24 protein-coding genes and 1 other RNA gene are annotated in these 23955 nt (G+C 41.2%); 10 read left to right on the forward strand and 15 right to left on the reverse strand.

Annotation, left to right across the window (positions count from 1 at the left end):
- Positions 1-84: 84 nt before the first annotated feature.
- Positions 85-3615 carry a transcription-repair coupling factor gene (gene mfd / locus J4856_RS10140; RefSeq protein ID WP_025839867.1) on the reverse strand — a complete coding sequence of 1177 codons (3531 nt, stop codon included), beginning with the start codon at positions 3613-3615 and terminating at the stop codon, positions 85-87.
- Between the two features lie 210 nt (positions 3616-3825).
- Between mfd and ssrA the strand changes: the two genes are divergently transcribed.
- Positions 3826-4226: a transfer-messenger RNA gene (gene ssrA, locus J4856_RS10145) on the forward strand.
- A gap of 107 nt (positions 4227-4333) precedes the next feature.
- On the opposite strand, the gene J4856_RS10150 is transcribed toward ssrA, so the two are convergent.
- Positions 4334-5467, reverse strand: coding sequence for a BPL-N domain-containing protein (locus J4856_RS10150; protein WP_025839868.1), 1134 nt, complete (start codon positions 5465-5467; stop codon positions 4334-4336).
- Between the two features lie 255 nt (positions 5468-5722).
- Positions 5723-6013, reverse strand: coding sequence for an SGNH/GDSL hydrolase family protein (locus J4856_RS10155; RefSeq protein ID WP_025839869.1), 291 nt, complete (start codon positions 6011-6013; stop codon positions 5723-5725).
- Between the two features lie 143 nt (positions 6014-6156).
- Between J4856_RS10155 and J4856_RS10160 the strand changes: the two genes are divergently transcribed.
- Positions 6157-7452 (forward strand): histidine-type phosphatase, encoded by a 1296-nt coding sequence (locus tag J4856_RS10160; RefSeq protein ID WP_025839870.1) that lies wholly within the window; start codon positions 6157-6159, stop codon positions 7450-7452.
- Between the two features lie 355 nt (positions 7453-7807).
- Here the strand turns inward: J4856_RS10160 and J4856_RS10165 are convergent, their stop codons facing one another.
- The 5 genes from J4856_RS10165 to J4856_RS10185 all read right to left on the reverse strand — a co-directional run bounded on the left by J4856_RS10165 (position 7808) and on the right by J4856_RS10185 (position 11895).
- Positions 7808-8824 carry an endopeptidase gene (locus tag J4856_RS10165; protein ID WP_234967323.1) on the reverse strand — a complete coding sequence of 339 codons (1017 nt, stop codon included), beginning with the start codon at positions 8822-8824 and terminating at the stop codon, positions 7808-7810.
- A 38-nt stretch (positions 8825-8862) separates the two neighbouring features.
- Complete coding sequence (gene queF / locus J4856_RS10170; RefSeq protein WP_013264236.1) at positions 8863-9318, reverse strand: preQ(1) synthase; 456 nt, start codon at positions 9316-9318, stop codon at positions 8863-8865.
- 82 nt (positions 9319-9400) lie between these two features.
- Positions 9401-10093: a queuosine precursor transporter gene (locus tag J4856_RS10175; RefSeq protein WP_025839872.1), complete on the reverse strand. Its 693-nt coding sequence runs from the start codon at positions 10091-10093 to the stop codon at positions 9401-9403.
- 240 nt (positions 10094-10333) lie between these two features.
- Entirely contained in the window at positions 10334-10498 is a 165-nt protein-coding gene (locus J4856_RS10180) for a hypothetical protein (RefSeq protein WP_234967324.1), read from the reverse strand.
- A gap of 191 nt (positions 10499-10689) precedes the next feature.
- On the reverse strand, positions 10690-11895 hold the full coding sequence (locus tag J4856_RS10185; RefSeq protein WP_065367749.1) for an ISL3 family transposase: 1206 nt from the start codon (positions 11893-11895) through the stop codon (positions 10690-10692).
- Between the two features lie 237 nt (positions 11896-12132).
- Here J4856_RS10185 and J4856_RS10190 point away from each other — a divergent pair, with 237 nt between their 5' ends.
- Positions 12133-12969, forward strand: a complete 837-nt coding sequence (locus J4856_RS10190) for a peroxiredoxin family protein (protein ID WP_025839216.1) — start codon at positions 12133-12135, stop codon at positions 12967-12969.
- 283 nt (positions 12970-13252) lie between these two features.
- On the opposite strand, the gene J4856_RS10195 is transcribed toward J4856_RS10190, so the two are convergent.
- The gene (locus J4856_RS10195; RefSeq protein ID WP_025839215.1) at positions 13253-14188 is read right to left on the reverse strand and encodes a calcium/sodium antiporter; all 936 of its coding nucleotides are present in this window, start codon (positions 14186-14188) and stop codon (positions 13253-13255) included.
- Positions 14189-14239: 51 nt separating this feature from the next.
- Positions 14240-14911 (reverse strand): Crp/Fnr family transcriptional regulator, encoded by a 672-nt coding sequence (locus J4856_RS10200; RefSeq protein ID WP_025839213.1) that lies wholly within the window; start codon positions 14909-14911, stop codon positions 14240-14242.
- A gap of 146 nt (positions 14912-15057) precedes the next feature.
- On the opposite strand from J4856_RS10200, the gene J4856_RS10205 reads away from it, so the two are divergent.
- The 4 genes from J4856_RS10205 to J4856_RS10220 all read left to right on the forward strand — a co-directional run bounded on the left by J4856_RS10205 (position 15058) and on the right by J4856_RS10220 (position 17971).
- Entirely contained in the window at positions 15058-15582 is a 525-nt protein-coding gene (locus J4856_RS10205) for a hemerythrin domain-containing protein (RefSeq protein WP_025839211.1), read from the forward strand.
- A gap of 4 nt (positions 15583-15586) precedes the next feature.
- Positions 15587-15928 carry a DUF488 domain-containing protein gene (locus J4856_RS10210; protein WP_025839210.1) on the forward strand — a complete coding sequence of 114 codons (342 nt, stop codon included), beginning with the start codon at positions 15587-15589 and terminating at the stop codon, positions 15926-15928.
- A gap of 289 nt (positions 15929-16217) precedes the next feature.
- Positions 16218-16625: an Hsp20/alpha crystallin family protein gene (locus J4856_RS10215; RefSeq protein WP_025839208.1), complete on the forward strand. Its 408-nt coding sequence runs from the start codon at positions 16218-16220 to the stop codon at positions 16623-16625.
- A gap of 518 nt (positions 16626-17143) precedes the next feature.
- On the forward strand, positions 17144-17971 hold the full coding sequence (locus J4856_RS10220; protein WP_065367871.1) for a DUF4846 domain-containing protein: 828 nt from the start codon (positions 17144-17146) through the stop codon (positions 17969-17971).
- A gap of 95 nt (positions 17972-18066) precedes the next feature.
- Here the strand turns inward: J4856_RS10220 and J4856_RS10225 are convergent, their stop codons facing one another.
- From J4856_RS10225 to nusB, 5 genes are all read right to left on the reverse strand, one after another.
- On the reverse strand, positions 18067-18504 hold the full coding sequence (locus J4856_RS10225; RefSeq protein WP_065367748.1) for a DUF5606 family protein: 438 nt from the start codon (positions 18502-18504) through the stop codon (positions 18067-18069).
- Positions 18505-18531: 27 nt separating this feature from the next.
- Positions 18532-19095 carry a dephospho-CoA kinase gene (gene coaE / locus J4856_RS10230; RefSeq protein ID WP_025839203.1) on the reverse strand — a complete coding sequence of 188 codons (564 nt, stop codon included), beginning with the start codon at positions 19093-19095 and terminating at the stop codon, positions 18532-18534.
- Complete coding sequence (locus tag J4856_RS10235; protein ID WP_025839202.1) at positions 19092-20102, reverse strand: CdaR family protein; 1011 nt, start codon at positions 20100-20102, stop codon at positions 19092-19094. Before J4856_RS10235 ends, coaE begins: the two co-directional genes overlap by 4 nt.
- Positions 20103-20133: 31 nt before the next feature.
- Complete coding sequence (gene yajC, locus J4856_RS10240; protein WP_025839200.1) at positions 20134-20463, reverse strand: preprotein translocase subunit YajC; 330 nt, start codon at positions 20461-20463, stop codon at positions 20134-20136.
- A 165-nt stretch (positions 20464-20628) separates the two neighbouring features.
- Positions 20629-21708 (reverse strand): transcription antitermination factor NusB, encoded by a 1080-nt coding sequence (gene nusB / locus J4856_RS10245; RefSeq protein ID WP_025839198.1) that lies wholly within the window; start codon positions 21706-21708, stop codon positions 20629-20631.
- A 263-nt stretch (positions 21709-21971) separates the two neighbouring features.
- On the opposite strand from nusB, the gene J4856_RS10250 reads away from it, so the two are divergent.
- Genes J4856_RS10250 through J4856_RS10260 form a run of 3 tightly spaced genes read left to right on the forward strand, consistent with a single transcriptional unit; the run spans position 21972 to position 23636 of the window.
- Positions 21972-22574: a 50S ribosomal protein L25/general stress protein Ctc gene (locus J4856_RS10250; protein ID WP_025839196.1), complete on the forward strand. Its 603-nt coding sequence runs from the start codon at positions 21972-21974 to the stop codon at positions 22572-22574.
- Between the two features lie 35 nt (positions 22575-22609).
- A complete protein-coding gene (gene pth / locus J4856_RS10255; RefSeq protein ID WP_025839194.1) occupies positions 22610-23182 on the forward strand; it encodes an aminoacyl-tRNA hydrolase in 573 nt (190 codons plus the stop codon).
- A gap of 31 nt (positions 23183-23213) precedes the next feature.
- Positions 23214-23636, forward strand: coding sequence for an RNA-binding S4 domain-containing protein (locus J4856_RS10260; RefSeq protein WP_025839191.1), 423 nt, complete (start codon positions 23214-23216; stop codon positions 23634-23636).
- Positions 23637-23955 lie beyond the last annotated feature (319 nt).

A 23955-nucleotide genomic window follows, 5' to 3' on the forward strand; every position in this document is an offset into this window, starting at 1 on the left:
TCTTAAAGTCGCAGTCATTCAACCCCATAATAGGGTTTATAAAATAGTGAGAGAGTGAACGATAAAACAACCCTCTGTCAATAGTTATGACCGAGGATGTTCAATATCACGCAACACCATTACACCCTCTCCTACCATCGCAACATCGCTTACAACCATTGAACGCTTACCATTTCGCTCCTTCAAATTGCAACGGCGGGGATGATAACCGATATAGTTGAGTACCTTATCAAAGGCTTCACTCTGATAGTAAACGCTATTTGGATTAGAAACAAACTGCATCTGCATACGTCCCTGCTTGAGAATAATCTTCTCACAACCCAATCGCTTACCCACACGACGAAGTGCAACGACCTGCATCAGTTCCTCACCTTGTCGTGGAACAGGACCAAAACGGTCTTGCAAACGCTTACGATAGGCATCGAGATCTTCATCTTTTTCTATATTATCCAGCTCACGATAAAGCAGCATACGCTCAGAACTACCTGGCACGTAATTATCAGGGAAGTACATTTCAAGGTCACTCTCTACGGCACAATCATCAATAAAGTCGTCACCCGAAATCTGCTTTCCGTCTTCCATTTCCTCTGCATAAAGGTCCTGGAACTCATCGTTTTTCAGTTCCATCACAGCCTGATTGAGGATTTTTTGATAGGTTTCATATCCTAAATCCTCCATAAATCCACTCTGCTCAGAGCCTAAGAGATTACCCGCACCACGAATATCAAGGTCTTGCATGGCAAGATTAAAACCACTGCCAAGGTCGGAGAAAGTCTCCAAAGCTTCTAAACGGCGGCGTGCCTCTGGGTTCAGGGCTGCCAGAGGTGGTGCAAGAAGATAACAGAAAGCCTTTTTATTAGAACGTCCTACACGCCCACGCATCTGATGCAAGTCGGAGAGTCCGAACCGATGGGCATCATTGATAATGATGGTGTTGGCATTAGAAATATCAATACCGTTCTCAACAATCGTTGTTGAAAGCAACACATCATAGTCATAGTTCATAAAGCCCATAACTATCTCCTCCAACTCCTCAGGCTTCATCTGACCGTGACCGATAGCAATACGACAATCAGGCACGTACTTCTTGATAAGCTTTGCTATCTCAGGAAGGTTACTAATGCGATCGTTAACGAAATAAACCTGTCCGTTACGGCTCATCTCAAAGTTGATAGCATCTGCTATCACTTCATGTGAGAAAGAAGCTATCTCGGTCTGAATAGGATAACGATTAGGCGGTGGTGTACGCATAATGCTCATATCGCGTGCACCCATCAGTGAGAACTGGAGCGTACGTGGAATTGGCGTTGCCGACATCGTAAGGGTGTCAACATTTGTTTTTAGCTGTCTGAGTTTCTCCTTTGTCGACACACCAAACTTCTGTTCTTCATCAATAATAAGTAGTCCGAGGTCATGCCACTTCACCGATTTCCCTATCAACTTATGCGTACCAACAAGAATATCTATCTTTCCCTCTGCCAAATCCTCCAATACCTGTTTAGTTTGTTTGGTACTACGAGCACGTGAGAGATAGTCAACACGCACTGGCATATCCTTCAATCGCTTCTTGAAAGTCTGGTAATGCTGGAAAGCTAATACAGTCGTTGGCACAAGCACAGCCACCTGCTTATTATCCACAGCAGCCTTGAAAGCAGCACGTATAGCCACTTCTGTCTTACCAAAGCCCACGTCACCACAAACCAGGCGGTCCATTGGGCGTGCACTTTCCATGTCCTGTTTGAGTTCTTGTGTTGCCTTTAACTGGTCAGGAGTATCCTCATAAAGGAATGAAGCCTCCAATTCATGCTGCATAAAGGAGTCGGGAGAGAAGGCAAATCCCTTTTCACGACGTCGCTTAGCATAGAGTTTTATGAGATCGCGCGCAATATCCTTAATACGCTTCTTCGCCCTTTCTTTCAAACGATCCCAAGCACCTGAGCCAAGAACAGACAATCGTGGTGGTTCACCACTGTCACCACGCCGATACTTACTAATCTTATAAAGCGAGTGAATAGATACATCGACAATATCATTATGCTGATAAACAAGACGTATCATCTCTTGATAAGAGTCACCAGCAGGTACACGCACCAGACCGGCAAACTTACCTATTCCAAAGTCTACGTGCACTAAGAAGTCACCTGGTTCCATCTCCTGCAACTCCTTCATCGTCAAAGCCATCTTACCTTGACGAGCCTTGTCAGACTTAAGGTTATACTTATGGAAACGGTCAAAAATCTGATGATCGGTAAAGAAACATACTTTCAACGTACTATCAACAAAACCTTCATGTAGTGTTCTATTGACTGGCGTGAAAGGTAAAGTTTCTACCGTCGCATCCTTACCCTCTCCAGACAGTTCGGCTACAGATAGATTTTCTGATTCGGGTGATACCTTCGTATCTGACAATGAATCGAAGATATCCCTCAAACGTACAGTCTGTTTCTCACTATCAGCAAAGATATAGAGTTTATATCCTTGTAAAAGATAGTCGCGAAGCGTCTTAGACAGCAAGTCGAAGTTCTTATGAAAGAGTGGTTGTGGTGATGTACTAAAAGTTATCGTAGCTCGTGAACCATCTTTTTTCTTTGCTTGATCAGTGATTGAATGATTGACTCCAAACTCTATCCGACGGAAGTCTAACGCATCATTCATCCATCGTGAAGCAGGAACAAGCTGACCCTCCTTACGGAAAGCCTGCTCTAATTCGCACTGCTCAACTTCTGTCTTACCCTCTAATTTCTCCGCCAGTGCTTGATTCGTAAACCCTTCATGATAGATATTGTCAATAGCATCACGCACATAAAGGAAATCCTTAAAAGCTAACATTGCGTCACCAGGTAGGAACTGTAGGAAAGGTACCTTCTCTTCTGAGGCTGTAGCCAGTTCTGGTACAATCTCAATACGCTTCAATTTCTCGTTTGACAGCTGTGTCTCAACCTCAAATGAGCGAATGGTTTCAATATCATCGCCAAAGAAGTCAACACGGAATGGAAGTTCATTTGAGAAGGAATAGACATCTATAATACTACCACGTACGGCAAATTGTCCAGGCTCATAGACATAATCTGTCTCTGTAAAACCAAAGGAACGCAAGGTCTTTTCTACCTCTACAATATCAATATGTTGGTCAACGTTCAATGACAATCGTTGTTCATCCAACTGCTTCTTAGATACGACAAGCTCTGACAGCGCCGATGGTTCAGTGACAATATAAAGTGGAAGATCGTTATCAGTATCCGATGCAAGGGCGGAGAGACGTGTCAACACCTCTGTACGCAGGATTTCATTACCCGCATCACGCTGTCCATATTTCACTGCACGACGATAAGACGAAGGGAAAAACAGCACTTCCGCTACCTTCCCTTCACCATCAGCAGGCATAGCAATTGTCTTAAGGTCATTGTAGAAATAACCCGCTTCATCATTGTCATTCAACACGAAAACAGTCGTAGTCTTCCATCGTTCAGCTATTGATGCAAAGAACATCGGAGCAGCTGAAGCCACGAGTCCTTTCAGGAAAATAGTTTTTACGGACTTATCTTCCTGTATCTTCTGTATCGCTCCTGCCTGTGGCAGCATAGCGTATAGTTTCTGTATGTCTTGTATCTTCATCGCTAATGCGTTGTGCTTGCAAAGTTACAACAAAATTCAGACAGAGGGCAATTATCTATGAAATTAAGCAGAAAAGTACTTAAAGATTTGGTAGTTTCGTGAACTCTCCTTATATTTGCAGTCTGATTCAGTGGAAACAGAAGAGGAAATAATAGGAAAATAAGGATGATTTACGTCTCCTTAAACCTATAAAAATCCTCATAGTACTATGGGCTTGTTTGGATTTGACGGCAAGACGAGATGGTACGTAAGCACGCGGAGCATCGTTGACTGGCTCCTAAATCTCAGTTATCGAAAATTTAATTGGCGAAAACAATTACGCTCTCGCTGCCTAACCGAAGTACAGTAGGTTACTGGCTTTATCCGACTATTAGATAGTTGGACGAGACATCGCTCCGAGGATGTTGTTCCGAATCCGGAGAGTAAGCGATGCAGGTTCAATCGGAAATAGTCAGTGTATGCCTCGCTGCACTGATGAAATTTTAGAGGATAAGATGTCGGTTGGTGGTCTAGGTCTTGCCGACATACGAAAACCAAAGTCTGGAATAAACGTGTAGAAAGCGTATGGTTTCCTTGTGCGGACGTGGGTTCGACTCCCACCAGGTCCACTCGTATACTCTCAATAGGGGTATGAAAAGAATTAGAAAAGAGGCAGTATCAAAGCATTTTTGATACTGCCTCTTTCTATATTGCTATCGTTCGAAAACTAATAAGAATATTACTTACACATTGGAAGGAGTGATTTCAAACTATCAAGATACTTCTGAAGCTGCTTTTTCACTTGTGAGTCACGCTCTGCCTTACAGGCTACTTCAAGGTCCTTAAGGAAAGGCAGATAGTCGGTTTCTGATATGAAGCGGGCTGCACGCACTCTAACTTTTGCATTATCATCAAAGAGCAGTCCTTGCACCCATCGTTTCGCATCCCACGAACGACATGCTTGCAGCCAGTCAAGTGCTGCAACCTTCTCGTCAGCAGTACCATAAAGGAAGGTACTATAATAGCCACGCTCCTTCTTTAAGTCGGCTTTTGTCATAAGTATCTCCTTATTATATAGGTTAGGATTGACAACTCTTGACGAGTAAGCAACGATAGGCATGTGGAGAGTCCAACGTACCATACGTGGTATCATCCACATCATCCCCGGTGTTGCCTCTGGATGTGCAATGCTGCTAAAGACACGTCCTTTACCGAGTTCATTGGCGATAAAAAACGGACGATTATTAGTCATATTTGTCGGAGCGTTGCCTTCCTCATGTACGTCCGTCTCCATAATTGCCATCGTAGTATAAGGAAGAGGAACACTATCACTCTTTACGAGCACCGGACCTTCATAATACATAACATACGATTTTCCCCTATCTGCAAGTTCTGGGAAGAGCTTCTTGCCCTCATTAGTGAGTGAAAAGGCGGATATACCATGCCCACGATTATCGTGTTCAATATCGATTGCCTTAGCACCATTGATGCGCATACAAGCATATTTAGGCGTATCTGTGAAAAGGTAAGCACCAGCGCAGATACCAACGGCTCCCTTTCCTGAGCGAATAAAGTTATTGATACGCTTTACGTTCTCTTCACCAAGATTCATATATTGCGTTGTCCCTCCTCCACCAGGAATGATAATAGCATCCAGTTCATTCAAGACACCATTAGCAATATCGCTTGTAGTGATCGTACGAGCTGTCATATCAGGGTCTAACTGCACAGCCGCAATGGCCTCCCAGATGCACGTCTGTGCACCGCCATTACCTTCAAATACGCCTACACGTACCTTCTTGTTTCCTCCAGAACACCATGCACTTAACACCATAAAGCACATCGTAAGGGTAAAAATGATTTTTCGTAGCATTGTTGTTTATGTTAGTTTGTAATCTTATGATAGCCAGATTCATTCAAAGTCAATCAACGACGGACGATACAAATATAGTATTATTCTTTGATACTTTTAAGTTTGCAGGTATGTTTTAAGTATTTTTAGACTATCGGTTTGTAGCTTTTTATAACTTACAATAATAAGATTTATCAACCATTCTTACCCTCTGTACTCATCGAGCTAATGCCCAACACCATTAGTGCAGAGCATAAACACCAATGGTGCAGAGGGCTAACTCACTTGCAATATATTATCTGTAAACAAAGCAAAAGGCCTATAGATATCAGCCTGCGGATAGCTTTCTGACACAATGATAGGAACCTTACTCTTCTTACAAATACTGAGAACACCATAGCGGATACGCTCTGTTATCTCCTTATCCGTAAGACGATAGCTGTTAGGGATAGGGTCAATGATAAAACACTTCGCATGAACTTGTAAAGCACCAGAAAGAAAAAGTACAAAGACAATGATTGAAGCGATAGAACACCTAGTCTTAAACTTAGAAATCTTCTTATACATTTATTTGATATTACAAAGATTGTCTATTATTATCAAGAACCTTGTATGTCAGTTGATTTCCGGGGGATTAACACATCACTTATTATGTATGTTTATAGAAAATGATTACCTTTGCATAGTAGTTTAGATCAAATCACAACGATATGAAAAAACAACTTATCTTGCTTTGTGCGTTAACCTTCTCCGCATCGTTACACGTCACAGCACAATCATTCAGGAAGCAGATCAGTGAGCATCCTGAACTTTCTGCCAACAATTATCTTGCTTACCCAGCACCATCTGGTAAGCTAACGCCTGCTCCTTCAGGCTATCTTCCTGTATATCTATCGCATTATGGGCGACATGGGTCACGCTATCTCATTCATGAGCAACAATATCTCCGTCCTATAGAAACCCTACAGCAAGCTGATTCGGCTGGTGTGTTGACCAATGAAGGAAAGGACATCTTGAAGAAATTACGCCTCATGTATACAGAATCTTATAAACGATGGGGAGAGCTGACACCATTAGGAGCACAGCAGCATCAGCAGATTGCACGAAGAATGTATCGTCGTTTTCCATCTGTATTCCGTGATTCTGTATGGGTGGATGCCAAGTCGACGGACGTTATCCGCTGTATTCTATCCATGGAGAACGAACTGCAGGAACTGATTCGACATAACCCTCGGTTGAGAATTAGGCATGATGCGAGCGCACATGACATGTATTTTATGAAGCAGCCAGACAAGAAACTCTCTCATCAAAGGGATAGCAGTGCTGTAAAGAATACGATTGACGAGTGGGGCAAACGCAATATTGATACCAAACCATTGATGGCTCGTCTCTTTAAGGATAAGGAATACGTGACAAAGAAGGTGGATGCAGGACAGCTTACCTTCGATCTTTTCAGTTTAGCAAGCATTGTTCAGAACTCAGAGATACGCCATTCGCTCTCGCTATACAACCTCTTTACAGCCGATGAGTTGTACCAACTATGGCAGAGGAGCAATGCTTGGTGGTACTTGCGTTATGCCAGTGCACCACAAAGCGGAGGTAATCAACCTTTCTCACAGCGTAATCTCTTGCGCAAGATTATCACTGATGCTGATTCTTGTCTTGCCCTCCCTCATCCAGGTGCAACCCTTCGTTTCGGTCATGACACGATGGTTATGCCATTGACGTGCCTACTGAATCTTAATAACAATGACATCAAGGTTTCAGACATTGACAGTCTTACCCTAAAGGGTTGGAGTTCTACACGCATTGTCCCTATGGCTGCTAACATCCAGTTTGTTTTCTATAAGAATCCGAAGAATCCAAAAGCTGATGTTCTTGTGAAGGTTTTACTCAACGAGGAGGAAGCTACGCTACCCCTTCCTAAGACCTCTACACCATATTACTATCGATGGAGCGACTTTAAGAAGTTCTATCTTTCAAAGCTAAATAGCTATCATGAATAAGGAGCTATGCCCCTAATTGTTATCATAGCTATATTCTCTTCCCCCTAACAAGACGCCCTTCTCGATGTGAGAAGGGTGTCTTGCCGTTAGGAGATACAACTCCTATCATATAGTACAGAAAGCAGAAAAGGTTGAACTACCAATGGTTAGTCCAACCTTTTCTATCTAATTTATTATCGCCTCAAACACTGAAACAAAGCAAAATCACATTTACTGTCATTTCTGTCATGCACTTACGACTTGTAATACACTATAATTTAGATTATTACGACAAATGTTAAATATGACAGCAAACAAAAATGAAACTAAAATAGGGGTATATAGTGTGTTTTGTTGCGCACTCAATATTGACAAATCACCTTGACTTATCTAAACTAAACAATAGATCACGCCCCTGTACATCCTTACTCGCAAACAATCGCATGATGTTTCGGAAAGGGGTAGGCATGCGCGAGAAATCACTTTCAACACAATCAAAGATAGTACGATTATTTACTTCGAGCAATGAACACATTTTCCCTTTCCCATAACGATCATAATGCTCACCATCTCTTACCTGTGCTTCAGGGTGCTGACGGATAAGCGTTATGACGCTATCATTCGCCTCTTTAGACAATTTAATACGATTGCCCTCCAGGTAATAGCCATCCCATTCAGATACAGTCATTATCCGTGTCTTCGTATTATATCTGAATTTATAGGCGGGAATAGAGCCTCCTCCATATGAAAGAAACCCTTTGAGGATATAATTCTGTTCCTTTGCAAGATACGACTTACGCAGGTTAAGGATTTCCTTTTGATGCCGATTATATAATACGGGGTCGATAACAAAAAGGCTATAAGCCTTCATATCTCGGCCTTTATCAAGCTTATTATCCGACCATGCCATCAGTACTCCCCACTGGTCATAGAACTTCCATTGTGCAGAATCAGGGATGAGCGGTGAACCACCAGTGAACCCTTTATACTTCACCTTATCTACTATTCCTCCCCTATCACACACGAAGAAAGAATATATAGATAATGCAGAACCTTCTGTAATGACATGAGTCTTATCTTTATACCATACAGACTTTGGACCACTAAAAGTGAAAACAAGCAGAGCTATAAATCCACCAACAAGTACAACCACACTGGAGAGGATAATCACCAACACACCTAACAGCTTATTATGGTTTAGGCTCTTTCTGATGACTCTCCCTATAGGATAAAACCATATAGGAAGGGTACAGAGCATACCATAATACAATATGCTGTCTAAGACAACATTGAGCCGTAGACCATCTGGCAGACACATGTGCAATATCCACCAACTGAAGCACAGTAGGATGTGAAGTAAGAAGATAGAATATACAATCCGCTTAGTTGTCATAATAATCAGCATTTGTTACGAACAAGGAACATACTTCTTTATTCGTGCGTGATAAATCTTTGCTCAGCCAATTGCTCATACTTCGTACCCTTACGGCCATAGTTAGCATATGGATAGATGCTGATACCACCACGTGGAGTAAAGATTCCAGTAACCTCGATGTACTTAGGATCCATCAACTTGATAAGGTCCTTCATAATTGTATTTACACAATCCTCATGGAAATCACCGTGGTTACGGAAACTAAAAAGATATAACTTCAAACTCTTACTCTCAACCATTCGTACGTCTGGGATGTATGAAATACGAATCTCTGCAAAGTCTGGTTGACCTGTAATAGGACATAAACTGGTAAACTCAGGACAGTTGAAGCGTACCCAATAGTCATTATCAGGGTGCTTGTTAACAAATGATTCCAACACCTCTGGTGCATAATCCATTCTGTATTGAGTCTTTGACCCTAATGACTTTAAGCCTTCTTTTTCTCTTTCCATATTCTTCTTTTTAAAGAAATTAAGCCAATAAGTTTAGTACCCTAATGTGCAATAAACGTTATTGGCTTAACTTGTGTTTTATTTAACTTAATGCAAATATCTTCCAAATACTATAGTTTACATCATTATCATAAGCATCCTCTCCCTCATGTTCCTTCAAAGCCTTTACTATACGAATGGTGATTGGAAGAGCGATAACCTCATAAACTGTCTTCAATAATACCTGCCAAAGCATGAGTTTAGGGAGTTCTTCTGTTGGGACAACACCGCCCAATGCTAATGGGAAGAAAATAACAGAGTCAAAACTCTCACCCACAATAGTACTAAGAATTGCTCGTAATGAGAAGTTACGTCCCTTGTCGCGAATCTTCATCTTACTCATCACATAGGCATTAGCAAATGAACCCACGATGAAAGCTACGAAAGAGGCTGCTGCCACACGTGGAGCCAAACCAAAGATAGCATGGAATCCTGCTTCATTCGTCCAATAGGGGGCACCTGGAATCCAATCACACAACGCACCCATTGCCACGAAGAAGAAGTTCATCGCAAAGCCTGTCCATATCAACAGACGTGCTTTTTGGAAGCCCCAAACCTCACATACACAATCGTTGATAATGTAAGAGATTGGAAATACAATCAATCCACCTGTCAATGAAATACCTAACACTGAAATTTGCTTTGTCTCAAGAATGTTTGCTGCAATTAGGCAAACGCAGAAGAGGATGCTGAAAAGCATAAACAGCACACTCACTTGTTGTTTACTTTTTGTCATTGTCTTGTTTTGTTAAAGGGGGTTGATCAAGTACCCCTATTCAATTAAGTGGCTGCAAAGGTACACATTTTTATCCAAATAGCCTTAACTTCTGTAGAAAAAGAAAAGTGTGTTAAAATACTGAACTATAAGGACAAACATTTCATCTGTCAATAGAATCAGTATTCTAACACACTTAATTATATGCAATATCAGTTTATTTGGATTTGAAAACTAAATTGCTGATTTTTTTTAATTGGTTTAATCTGACCATGGAGTGAATGCGATTTCGCCCCATTCAGACTCTTTGGCCTCGAAACCATCTACACCATTTGTATCACCCTTATCACCAGGTTTAGGATTAACTGGTTCTACAGGTACACCGCTTCCATTTCCAAAGTGATCGTCAAGAATGTCACCATTCACATTCAAAACAACTTTCTCACACTGAGGAGTTAAATATATGGGTCTTCCGGAATTTGGAGTGATGGTATTATACTTTTCAGGCTTCCTTGTTGATAAAAAAGTATTGTAAACCCTTAAATATAAGCTTTTTGTTGTGTGAATAACCCATGTAAGATAAGTGTAGATTTTGTAGCCTTTATTTGGTTCTTCCGTTAAATGCGTAGACGTCTATCATGCAGTGCATATAGTCTTAATTTGAAGTATTCTTCATTTCTGAACCCATATATCTGTCTTTTCAAAACCTTTATTTTGTTGTTAATTCCTTCTATAGTTCCGTTTGTTATATAATGGTCATACCATGCTAATATATATGTCTTGTATGCTCTAATAGTTGACGCCATTTTCATTAATGGCTGTATTTTGGATTCTATAGCTTGCTTTACCCATTCATCCAACACAGCTTTAGCCTTTTGCTTACTACACTGATTCCATATTTCCTTAAGATCTTCTTTGAGATAATAGGCAATCATTAGCGGACGGTTTAGGCTTAGGGCGTTCTCCAGTCTATTTCTGTGTGCATGATCAAAAATATCATTTCCATTTCTAAGCAACAACCAACGTGTTCCTTTGATTACTTTACGCTTGTTGACGTCCTTTTCCACATGCCATAACTGTCTTCTTAGCAAGTCCAGCTTTTCGTTCATAAGCTTGGTTACATGAAAGTGGTCTACTACAAGTGCTGCATTGGGAAGATGCTCACTCACAGCTCTTGTATATGCTGCAGAAAGGTCTGTACACACTGCTTGTATATGTTCTTTGTCCTTGCCGAGACGGTCCCAGAAACCATCAAGGGCATTCTTCCCATTGCCATCACCGACATAAACAATATGACCATTATCCAAATCTACAACTATGGTCTTATATACATGCCCCTTATGAGTGGCAAACTCATCAATGGAAATACGCCTTAAAGTAGAAAGGTCTGGGTTGGAGTAATTCGACTGCAGAAACTCCATCTGTATATTACGCACTACATCCCAAGATACCTGAAGAAACCATGATATGTCCTGGATTGTAGCAAAGCGAGACAAGTCAAGCACCATATTCGCAAAGGCTATTGTGTGCCGGCGTTTCCCTTTCGCAAAGGCGACGTTTTCTTGTTTGATACAGCCACAGTCGTGACATTGAATACGCTGTACACGCATGTCTATATAAGTCTTGCTCAAACCTATAGGAACACTTACAAAGCGACGAATATGACTGCCGTTACGATTAATATTATGACTCCCACATACAGGACAGCAAAGTTTTTCCTTTGGAGTTTGGATTTCTAAAACTAAGTTATTACCTTCGTAGCGCAGATTCTGACAATCTTGTTGGGAGACGCCTAAGGCGTTTTGCATTATGCTGGTATTCATGTTCTTGAAGTTTGGTCACTACAAAGATACATAATACCAGCTTTTTATATATAACTAATCAGAGATATCTATCCATTTAACGGAAGAACCGAAAGTTTACTATAGATTTGTTCTATTAAGACTTCCAATATTCCATATTACAAATAAAAAGGTCGTAAACGCATAAAAAATCATAATTTGCCCTTGTGATAAGCAGAAAATCATTACTTTTGCAGTCTTATCAAAAGAATGATTAATATGAAGAAAATTATTTTAATGGCAGCATTGGCAACAACTGTTTTCACAGCAAATGCACAAGACATCAAGCCATACGAAGAGAAAATGTCTCAGATAGAGGCACAGTATAAAAAACTTGAAGCTGATTATCAAGCTTTGGGAAAAAAAGATCCTACGACAATCACCGATGCAGAGAAAGCTAAGCTGAACGAAATTGTGGAGAAAGCTGACTCGCTTTATAACATACAGAAGAATACTGCATTAGAGATAGCAAGGAAGTTTAAAGACACAAAGTTCCCAGCAAAATACGTTGCGAAAATCATGTATGACCTTGAGTTCGATGAGTTAAAGGAACTATGTGACCCAACGACTGGTTATTACAATGAACCAGAGATGGCAAAGCCAAAGCAGTTGTTCGATTCATACAAACTCCGTCAACCAGGCTCAATGTATAAAGACCTCACAATGGAAGACCTCAATGGCAAGCAGGTTAAACTTAGCGATTGGGTTGGTAAGGGTAAGTATGTATTGGTTGACTTCTGGGCAAGCTGGTGTGGTCCTTGTCGCAAGGAGATGCCAAACGTCGTTGAGGCATACAAGCGATTCAAGGATAAAGGTCTGGAGATTATTGGTGTTAGCTTCGACAACAAGAAGTTGCAATGGTCAGCTGCGGTTGAAAAGTTGGGCATGACATGGCCTCAGATGTCTGACCTCAAGGGTTGGGAATCAGCTGCATCAGCACTATATGGCATCCGTAGCATTCCTTCTAACATCCTTATCGACCCACAGGGAAAGATTGTTGCAATGGATCTCAGAGAGAACAAATTGCAGGAAGTATTGGCTGAGAAACTGAAATAAAAATAAAAGGGCGGAATTAAAAGTAAAAAGGTAAAGACGTAAAGGAACAAGAAAGTAAAAGGTTCTTATAGATTTACCTTTCTACTCTTTCGAGGAGTGATAAAGTTCAACACGGACACTCTGAGAGTTTACAAGAACTATACATTTTAACAGAGCCATATCTGAAGCTAATGAAGAGTTCAGATATGGCTCTGTTTTTACATTTAAAGAGAAGTAAACTTATACTCAAAGGTTCTTTGTACTTACATAGAGTTTCCCTACTTTACTAAAGACCTAGAAGAGATTATAGTAAGATGTATATATAACCTACGAATACAGCCGTTAACACAGCTCCTTCCCAACGTTCAATTTTATACTTTGTAAAAGAGAAAAGCCAAACAAGTATAATGGAGATAACCAGCATTGATAGGTCGAATGAACTTATACCCTTCAGTGTCATTGGCGTTATCATACCTGTAACACCAAGGATTGCAAGGATATTGAATACATTGGAACCGAGTGCATTTCCGATAGCAATACCGCTATTCCCTTTACGAGCCGACACAACACTCGTTGCCAACTCTGGAAGAGAAGTTCCTCCCGCAACGATGGTAAGACCAATAACCGCTTCAGAAACACCAAGATTTGTTGCGACAGCTGTAGCACCTTCAACAAATAGGTTACTACCTCCTATCAAACAAATCAGTCCGACGAGAATCCATACTACAGATAGCCACGTTGCCATCTCCTTCTTTCCTCCAGTCTCAACAGCCGCCTCTTGCTCTGCACCTTGTTTCTTGGCTCCTTTAAGTGTCATATACATAAAGATGAGGAACATTACAAAGAGAACACCTGCATCCAATCGACTGATATTTCCATCAAGACACATTATCAGCAACAAAGTTGAAGAAACGAGAGCAAAAGGAATATCCTTTCTTACCGTTGTCTCTTGAATAATCATCGGTGCAACCAATGCCGAAACACCAACGATGAGCAAAGCATTAAAGATGTTTGAACCTACAATATTACCCACAGCTAAGTCTGTCGTCCCCTTCAATGATGAGATAAGACTAACACTGAACTCTGGCATACTTGTCCCCATCGCAACAACGGTCAATCCTATTACAATCTGGGGCATCTTCATCTTCTCAGCAACTGCCACTGCACCATCTGTCAAGCGGTCAGCACCCCATAAAACGAGCGCTATACCGATGACTACAAATAAAATATTGAGTAACATTAATTCTTATTATATAGAACAAATAAAAACATCTTGAGGAATAAAGCAGACCTACTTTAACATCTTCCTACGATTAAGAATCTTGATAACACGACCATGAATCTCTATTGCACCTTCTTTCTCAAAGTCAGACAGAACACGAAGTAATGAGAACTTCTGAATGCCAAAGGAGTCGGCTATCTCCTGACGCGAACGTTCCAGATGTACCTCGTTGCTCCCCTGCTCGCCTGCACGTTCCATCAAAAGATAGGCAACCTTCTCACGTACGGTAAACAGACTGAGCACCTTCATCTTCTGCGTCAAGAACACATCTATGTTTGAGAGGATACGGATAAAATTCATACGAATAGCCTCATCTACATCTAAAAGACGCTTCAACTCCTCTGGTCGCATACGGAAAAGTTGTACTTTACCTTCTGTTTCAACACTCACAGGCAGACTTCTATCCTTAGAAAAGATAAAAGCAGGTGCAACCATGTTACCACTATGTAATCGACTTACCTCCACTTGCTTACCTGACAATGCAGCCATTCGGCAAATCAGTCGGCCACTCACCACAATGTCAACATACTTACAAGGCATACCCGCCAGAGCATAAACCTCATGGGAAGGCAGAGAGACAAATTGATGGCTCACATTGCCTAATGTTAATTCTATTTCAATATCACTCATTCCTGCAAAAAGAGGACAAGAACGGAGTGCTTTCAACACATTATCTTCCATGGTCACAAAGTTACAAAGAATATTGTTAATCCTCTAGTTTTAACACTTTTTAATCCGCATTGGACACATATGTTACCCTTTATTCTCGGTTGTTTTACTTAATTTTGCAAATAAATAATAAGAACAAGATAAAAATAGAGATAACAATGACACAAACATTTTCTAAAAGTTCAATCCCTTTTAAGGCATGGGACCTCGACCTGCTTATTGACTACGTACTGAAGAATCATCATCGTTACATTCGCAAGCAGGGGGAGGAACTTGCCCTCAGACTAAACACACTCGCTGCTGCTCATCCTGAGATCGACCGTGTGGTAGATCATTTCCGCAATAGTGTTGCCGACCTTGACCTCCACTGCCAGAAGGAAGAGAACATCCTCTTCCCATACATTATTGACATTTTCAATGCAGCAGAGTATGGACAAGAGCACGCACCTTTCCATTGCGGTTCGATTCAATTTCCTATCAACGCGATGATGGCTGACCATAGCGACGAACTAGAACGCCATGAGCGTATTGCAGAATTAACAAATGATTATACAGCTCCCGAAGGTGCTGATTCTGAATACGTGAAGGTACTTGCTGACCTCCGCGAATTCCGCGACCACCTCCTTGAACATATCTATATTGAAAACGAGATAATGTTCCCGAGAGCTTTAATGTTGGAATAAGAATATGAATATCAAACGTGTTTATGATCCTGTAGAAGAGACCGATGGTTATCGAATCCTCGTTGACCGACTATGGCCTAGAGGACTCAGTAAAGCAAAGGCACAAATAGACCTCTGGCTGAAGTCTGCTGCGCCAAGTAATGATCTTCGTAAGTGGTTTGGTCATGACCCAGAACGATTTGCTGAATTTTCTAAACGTTATCTTGAAGAGTTAACTGCGACTGGAGCCTTAGACGAGTTGCGTGCTGCTATCAAGGAGCATCCTAACGCTACCCTACTCTATGCAGCACACGATGAGGAACATAACAACGCTGTTGTCCTAAAAGAACTACTTCTGAAAAAATAGCGATTAATTCTATTTCGTAGAGGTAACAAAGACTCCCTAGGAATCAATGAATAAGATAGGGTAAATGCTGAGTATGTATTTGCCCTGATATTGCTTTCTGTCGCTATAGTGTGAAGGCTTTAGCACTATTGTGACTGAATAGTGAGGGCTGTGGGTACTACATATTAGCCCAGCAAGACAAATTGACGCAACCATCCGTCAATTTGTCATGTTCTCTTCAATGGTATGCTCCTTGCTTAATAGTCAGTACAAATAAAAACAAAATATTAAAGTAAAGGAGATAACAATTATGTATAGGAATTCATGGTTACCAGAAGTATTTAATGACTTTTTGAACACAGCAAATATGCCTAAGGCAAATCCGACAGCACCAGCAATCAACGTTTTGGAGTCGGAGAACAATTATATCGTAGAACTTGCAGCACCAGGTTTGAGCAAGGAAGACTTCGATGTGAACATCAACAGCGACGGCGATTTAACCATCAAGATGGAGAAGAAAGCTGAGGAGAACGAGCAGAAGGCTCATTACCTCCGTCGTGAGTTCGCATACAGCAAGTATGAACAGACACTGATTTTACCAGACGATGTCCAAAAAGATGGTATTGCAGCACGCGTAGCAAATGGAGTGTTAACCATCACCTTACCTAAGATTCAGGTGGAGGAGCAGAAGGTTGCACGCCAGATAACAGTGGGCTAAACAATTCCCACACCCTGATGAAAGGTTTTTGCTCCGATGTTTTCCAGCGGATGAACAATAATAAAAAGGATTAGTTATTAGTGAATATGCCCCCTGACAGAACATGTTTGGGGGCTTTTTGTATATACAAACAACTATCTTACATTTTATAACACTACCTATTAAGCACTCAAAGTATAAGAAAAAGAGCCTAAACAGACAACCTTTTTCATATAGAAACTACACTCTCGCAAATTATTTTCACGAACAGAAATATTTTTCTTCATGAAAAAAAATATTTCTTTTCACGTAAATAAATATTTTCACTCGTGAAAATAAATCTATACAGATGACCTTTTGCCCTTGAAAAAGAAAGATAAACATACATAAAACCAGCTGAAAAGAATAGTGAAAAGACACATTATTTCGGCTTAAAAACAAGAGAACACATAAACAGCTTTTAAGAACAACGATTTGACAAGTTTGCAAATTATAAGTATATTTGCAGTTGAAAACTATAAAAACCATATTGAGAAATGATTAAGACAAGCCATACAATCCCCATAATACTGGCTGCATTCCTTCTCTCTTGCACAGGAAAGAGCAACGGACAGCCGCAGCAGTCCACAGAGAAAGCTGTCGTTGAACAACCGCACACTGCCAAACAACAACGTTTAGCACCTCCTTTGGGTTACGAGAAAGTGAAGTTAACAGCGGGTACATTCGGCTCATTCCTTAGAGGCTTACCACTCAAACCTGCTGGGAGCGACTTACATTATTATAATGGTAGCATCAAACAGCGAAATTATGCAGGTGCGGTTGTAGACATTGACTTTGGTCATGGAGAGGTAGAACAGTGTGCAGACGCTGTTATCTACCTCAGAGCCTTATGGCTTTGGCAAACAAAGCTGTATGACAAGATTCACTTCAACTTTACCAATGGCTTCAGAGCTGATTACGCTCGTTGGGCAAAAGGAGAGCGTATCCACATTGATAAGAAGACATGGCGGTGCTGGTATAGCAAGGACACAGCTGCAGACTATTCTTATAAGACATTCCGTAAGTATTTAAATCTCGTCTTTACGTATGCAGGAACAGCTTCACTTGAAAAGGAGTTAACTATTATTACAGGCAAAGAATTGCAAGTTGGCGATGTGATTATCAACGGTGGTCATCCCGGACACACTGTCATTGTTGTAGACAAAGCAGTCAACAAGAAGGGAGAAGCCGTCTACCTACTTGCACAAGGCTATACGCCAGCGCAAGAAATTGAGATTTTTAACCAATGGTTCAGCATTAATCCACAGATCAAATACCTTGACACTCCAGACTGGTATTTTCGTGGTAATTATGCAAAACGATTTTAGTTAGTCGTCAATTACCCTTAGAATAGGCAAGAAAAAAGCACTGTGACCAAACTCACAGTGCTTTTATTGTTTCGTTTTCTGACTTGAAAGTAATATTACAATCTGTCATCAATGTTATCGCCCTCTGTTGGTTTCATATCCTCTTCAAAGTTGGTAACACCAGCCTTAACGAGAATTTCATACCACTGAAGGAGCTTCTTGATATCGCTTGTGTGTACACGATCGCGGTCGAAGTTAGGAAGCACCTCTGCGAAGTAGCTCTGCAACTCCTTAGCAGATGCCTTACGCCAGTTCAAAGAAGGCAACTTGCTATCTTCCTTATCGCGCAATTTTGCCAGCACCTCACCCAATGGAACATCGTCAGTATCGGTGAACATAGCGATATCAGCAAGGCTCGTCACACGGTCTGTGCCAAATGCTGGCTGACGCTTGTGAGTTTCATCAAGCGATTCAACGATAAGATTCATTTTACCACGGCTTACCAGTTTATAAAGACCTGGCTTACCTGCGATTGAAAGGATTGTCTGTAACATTTTATTATATTCTTGTTTATAATTTAATTATTCTGAAATAAGAGAAAGCAATTGGTCAACCTGCGGAACGAGTAACTGTATGCCATCATTGACAATTTCATAATCACTACGTTGTGCCACTTCTTCCTGTGGCAGCTGACGAGCTATCCACTCAAGCGTCTTTTCCCTGCTAATGCCATCTCGCATCATCACTCGACGAATACGCTCTTCTTCTGGTGCAGTAACACATACCACTTTATCAATATGCGTGCGCTTATCGAAACCGCTATCAAAGAGTATTGCACTCTCAAGCCATGTCTGTCCCGACTGTTCAAAGTCATGGGCTACTGCAGGATGTATAACCGCATTGACAGCATGAACGTGTACTTCACTCTGAAGAAGGTAAGCTGCAAGAATGGCTTTCTGCAAATGTCCATCACGAAATACTTCGTCACCCACAAGTTCGGATAATTGTTTTTGTAGCGTCTTAGAGGCTCTCATCAAGTCTTTAGCATGTGCATCGCAATCGTAAACAGAGATTCCCCGCTCAGCAAGAAGTTTACAAACGTAAGACTTACCACTACCAATACCACCAGTCAATGCTACGATCATCGCTGTTCTATCAAGTAATCAACAGTGTTAATTGCTGGGCGCACATTACGTACGCCATTGGGAGAATTAAGGATATAGATAGGACATTTCTCAGAATGACTTTTCTGTAAATCCTCATAATTAACCACAACACGAAAGCCTACAGGGAGAAGTTCCTTTGTCTCTGCATTCTTCGGCATTGAACGCATACGATTGGCTCCCACCACAAAGTTTACCTTTACCTTACTTGGGAAAGTACGCAACACCTTATCGTTAGGCATATTAATCGCTTCAATAGGAACCTCAACACTCTCTTCTGTTAGCACATCGGGATAGAGTTTCATCTTTACCCGTGATGGGATACACTTTGCATTCGTAAACTTACGAAGATCAACCGTCAACTCCTTGACATCTGTAAAGTTGGTTAGCTGCTGTCGCTCAGTGTAAACAGTCTGAATACTATCCAACACGTTTCGAGTTGCATAGACCTGAACGCTATCTGGAATGAAATCTACACGAGCAAGATAATAGTTATCACCTGGAGAGACTGTTCCTAAAAGGCGTACAGGCACTTTCTTATGACGACCAAAGTTGAAAGAGAATGAGAACTTACCATTCTTAACCATCGTTATCTTTGAGCTCTTGGACAATTGAGGGTAAATCTGTCGTTGAATATCATTAACAGGTATGTTTCCCTTACTCTGACCATCATTATAGAGCCTATAATCAATAACGATAGGACGAAAAGTATTATCAAGTTCATAATACGCTATCATATATCCCTTGTCTCTCACCGTAAAGCGGACAACAGAATCAAGATCGCTGGTAATGACCACATTACGAGGTACGTCAGTCATACGAAAGGGAATACTAAACTCACGCTCGTATGTTTCGTTCAGTGTCATAATCAACCAGAATCCACCACTCAATACCAAGAAAAACAAAAAAACCAAGAACTCCTTGTTGAAGATTCTCAACAAGAAGTTCCTGAATGTACTGAATGTATGAAGCGATTTACTCGTTTTCATCAAAGGCTTTCCTTCTTTTTGCTAATAAGATCTACTTATTCTGTCCCTGCTGAGAAGCCTGTACATTTGCAAATACGTAGTTTTTATCAACAGTGATAACAACGCCACGTGCTATCTCAACATCAACCTTATTGGTTGTTATGTCAATGTGCTTAACAATTCCATAGATACCACCACCAGTTACAACTGAATCACCTGCTGAAAGGGCATTCTGAAAAGCACGAATTTCCTTCTGTCTCTTCTGTTGTGGACGAATCATAAAGAACCACATGATGGCAAAAATTGCCACCATCATGATAATCATAGGCATTGAACTGCCTTGACTTGCAGCCTGTGCTGCGAGGATTAATGTTGTATTCATTATTTATCAGTTATTATGTTCTTAATTGATAGATATGCGTTAGGAGTTGAAAGACACGTACGATATTTCAGGGTTTAAAAGCAGTAACTCGTCTGACACTAAGTAGTCTTTATTCGTTACGCCTATATAGCCTTTATTTCTATACGTTTATTCCTACTTCTCTGCTTATTCAGCGTTCTCTCTTCTTTGATCAGATTCTTGCTGCTGACGATAGGCAACACGTTGAGCAGAGGTCTGTGCAATTGTTGGGCGACGCCCCTCACGACGAGGTGCTCTAATATCCTGACGCTCATTACGAGCACGATGTGGACGAGGTTCTGGCATTGTCTTCATCATCTTACCCGTCTGTATAAGATGACGAGCAATCGTATCAAGCATACCATTGATATAGCCACCACTCCGTGGTGTACTGTATAACTTGGCCAAGTCAACATACTCGTTGATTGTAACTGTCACTGGAATATTTGGGAACGTTAGCATCTCTGCGATTGCAATCTGCATGATGACAACATCCATATAAGCCAAACGAGAGAAATCCCAGTTACGACTTGACTCGCTCATGTAACGCTGATAGTCATCAGCATTGAGGATAGTTGAACGGAAGAGTTTCAGTGCAAAGTCACGATCCTCTTCGTCACGATATTCAGGAAGCAGTTCCTGATCAGCTCCATTGGCAGGCTCAAAGCGTTTAATCGTTTTGATGACAAAGGTATCAACAACCTCCTTATCATCATTCCAATAAAGGCTCTTCTCCTCTAACACTGCATCCAAGTCTGGGTTTTCCTGTATGAGTGTACGATATATCTTACGCCACACCTCACGGTCTGCCTCGTATGAATCATCATCGCTATTCATGTACTCTTGGTAGATGGTACTCTGCTCTATCTGGTCACAGAGTTTACGTACAGCCTCCATATCATCTTCCCAGCGACGCTTCTGCGACTCCATGAAAAGATTAAGCTGCTTATTTTCTTCCAACTGAACGGCGAATTTATTGTTTACAAAACGACTTGAGGGAGCCTCTGTCCCCTCACGAGTAGCACGAGTAGCAGCAATCTCCACACGATGGCGCTCCTCTTGCGTGATTGAGACGATTAAGGCCAAGAGGTAATTGTAAAGATCATACGCTTTCGCCAAGCTGAAGAGTAGTTCCTTTTCAGCATTGTCCATATTCCGGTTACCGTTCTGATAGTATGCATAGGTTAACTGGACTATCTTAATTCTTATTAATTCCCTATTGATCATTGTCTATTTTAAAAGGTTGTGTTTCGTATTGAATACTTTATTTTGCAAATGTAGGAAATTTCCTTCGTACGTGCAAACATTAATATCTTTTTCTATGTTTTTTTAGAAAATACTTGCTCAATCCATTGAAAAAAAGTAACTTTGCATCGCTTTTTGCAAATTGAGGATTGAAAGTTGTGATATTTATTAGATTTCCAATTCCTTAGTCTCTCAGTGTGTGATGGCGAATTAAAGTTCATATTAATTTAGAGTAACACAAAATTATGAAAGAAATCAAAGTAACAGGTCAGAAGCGTGCAGACCTTGGAAAGAAAGCTTCAAAGCAGCTCCGTAAGGAAGGTTTAATCCCATGTAACCTCTATGGTGAGGCACAGAAGGACGGCAAGCCAGTTGCCTTCTCATTCACTGCTCCTATGTCTGAGTTGCGTAAATTGGTTTACACACCACACATCTACGTTGTAGAGTTGATTATTGATGGTGAGAGACGTACTGCAGTTCTTAAGGAACTCCAGTTCCACCCAGTAACAGACGCTCTGCTTCACGTAGATTTCTACGAGGTGAACGACCAGAAGCCAATCGTTATGGGTGTACCAGTTAAGCTCGTTGGTTTGGCGCAGGGTGTTCGCGATGGTGGTCGTATGAACCTGTCTATCCGTAAGATTAACGTTAAGGCTCCTTATCAACAGATTCCAGAGCACCTCGATATCAACGTTACTGAACTTCGTCTTGGTAAGAGTATCAAGGTTGGCGAGTTGAGTTTCGAGGGTCTTGAGTTGGTAACTCCGAAAGAGGTTGTAGTTTGCTCTATCAAGGCTACACGTAACTCTATCCAGGCTGCACAGGCTGCAGCTGCTGCTGAGGCATAGTAATCTCAACGAAAATAATTAATTCAATATAAGAATTGGACAAGTATTTGATTTGTGGATTGGGTAACCCTGGCTATGAATACGAGGGAACCAGACACAATACAGGATTTATGGTATTGGACGCTTTCGCTAAAGCGTCCAATATTGTTTTTGAGGATAAGCGTTATGGCTTCGTTGCAGAGACAATGGTCAAGGGCCGCAAGATTATTCTTCTGAAGCCTACGACATTCATGAATCTATCAGGAAATGCCGTGCGTTACTGGCTTAATAAGGAGAATATTGACCAAAGCCGACTCTTGGTTATCTCTGATGATGTTGCCCTACCATTAGGTGCTTTCCGCTTGAAAGGAAATGGATCAAATGGTGGTCACAACGGACTTGGCCATATCCAGCAACTCATCGGACAGAACTATGCCCGTCTACGTATGGGTGTTGGCAATGACTATCCACGTGGTGGACAAGTCGACTGGGTACTGGGTCGCTACTCTGACGAGGAGATGAAAGAACTTCAGCCAGCTATCGACTTAGGCGTAGACATCATCAAGAGCTTTGCCCTTGCTGGTCTCGACATCACAATGAACCAGTTTAACAAACTCGGAAAGAAGTAATCGCACATCCTCTTTAATATAATATGAGACTATGAACGATATTGCAAGAATTGACAAATGGCTATGGGCTGCCCGCATCTATAAGACCCGCTCCATTGCTGCAGACGCCTGCAAGAATGGTCGTGTCACAATAAAAGGTATCAACGTAAAGCCTTCTCACACCATCAAGGCGGGCGAAGTGGTGAGTGTTAAGAAATCACCTATCACCTATTCGTTCAAGGTTCTCAAACCGATTGAACAGCGTGTTGGTGCAAAACTCATCCCTGAAGTCTATGAGAATGTGACTGATGCTAAGCAGTATGAACTCTTAGAGATGAGCCGCATTAGTGGATTCGTTGACAGAGCACGTGGTACAGGACGCCCAACCAAGAAGGATCGCCGTCAGATGGATGCCTTTGTCGATCCTGCTCTATTTGGTTTTGATGAGGATGAGGACGAGGACAACACATTTTAAAAGCGTTTTCTGATAAGTTAAAACGAACTGATAGACAGCATAACAAAAGCTATATCCTACTGACATTGCAACAAATGCTATTGTAAAAATATAGGACTACACGACTCATACTCCACTAATAACAATTATGAATGGATGTAGGAGCCGTGCATTCTTATATAAGAACTGGTCATTATCTTGACCTGAAAGCATATTCTACTACAACGTAAAGAGGCACGAAATATCATTACAAAATCATCAAGTCACATTGATTAAAAGGAGTTGAAAAGACTCTTTTTGTTCACGGATGTAACTATCAAGTGTCTTATAGCAGATTAAG

This window comes from Prevotella scopos JCM 17725 (genome assembly GCF_018127785.1).
GTDB lineage: Bacteria > Bacteroidota > Bacteroidia > Bacteroidales > Bacteroidaceae > Prevotella > Prevotella scopos.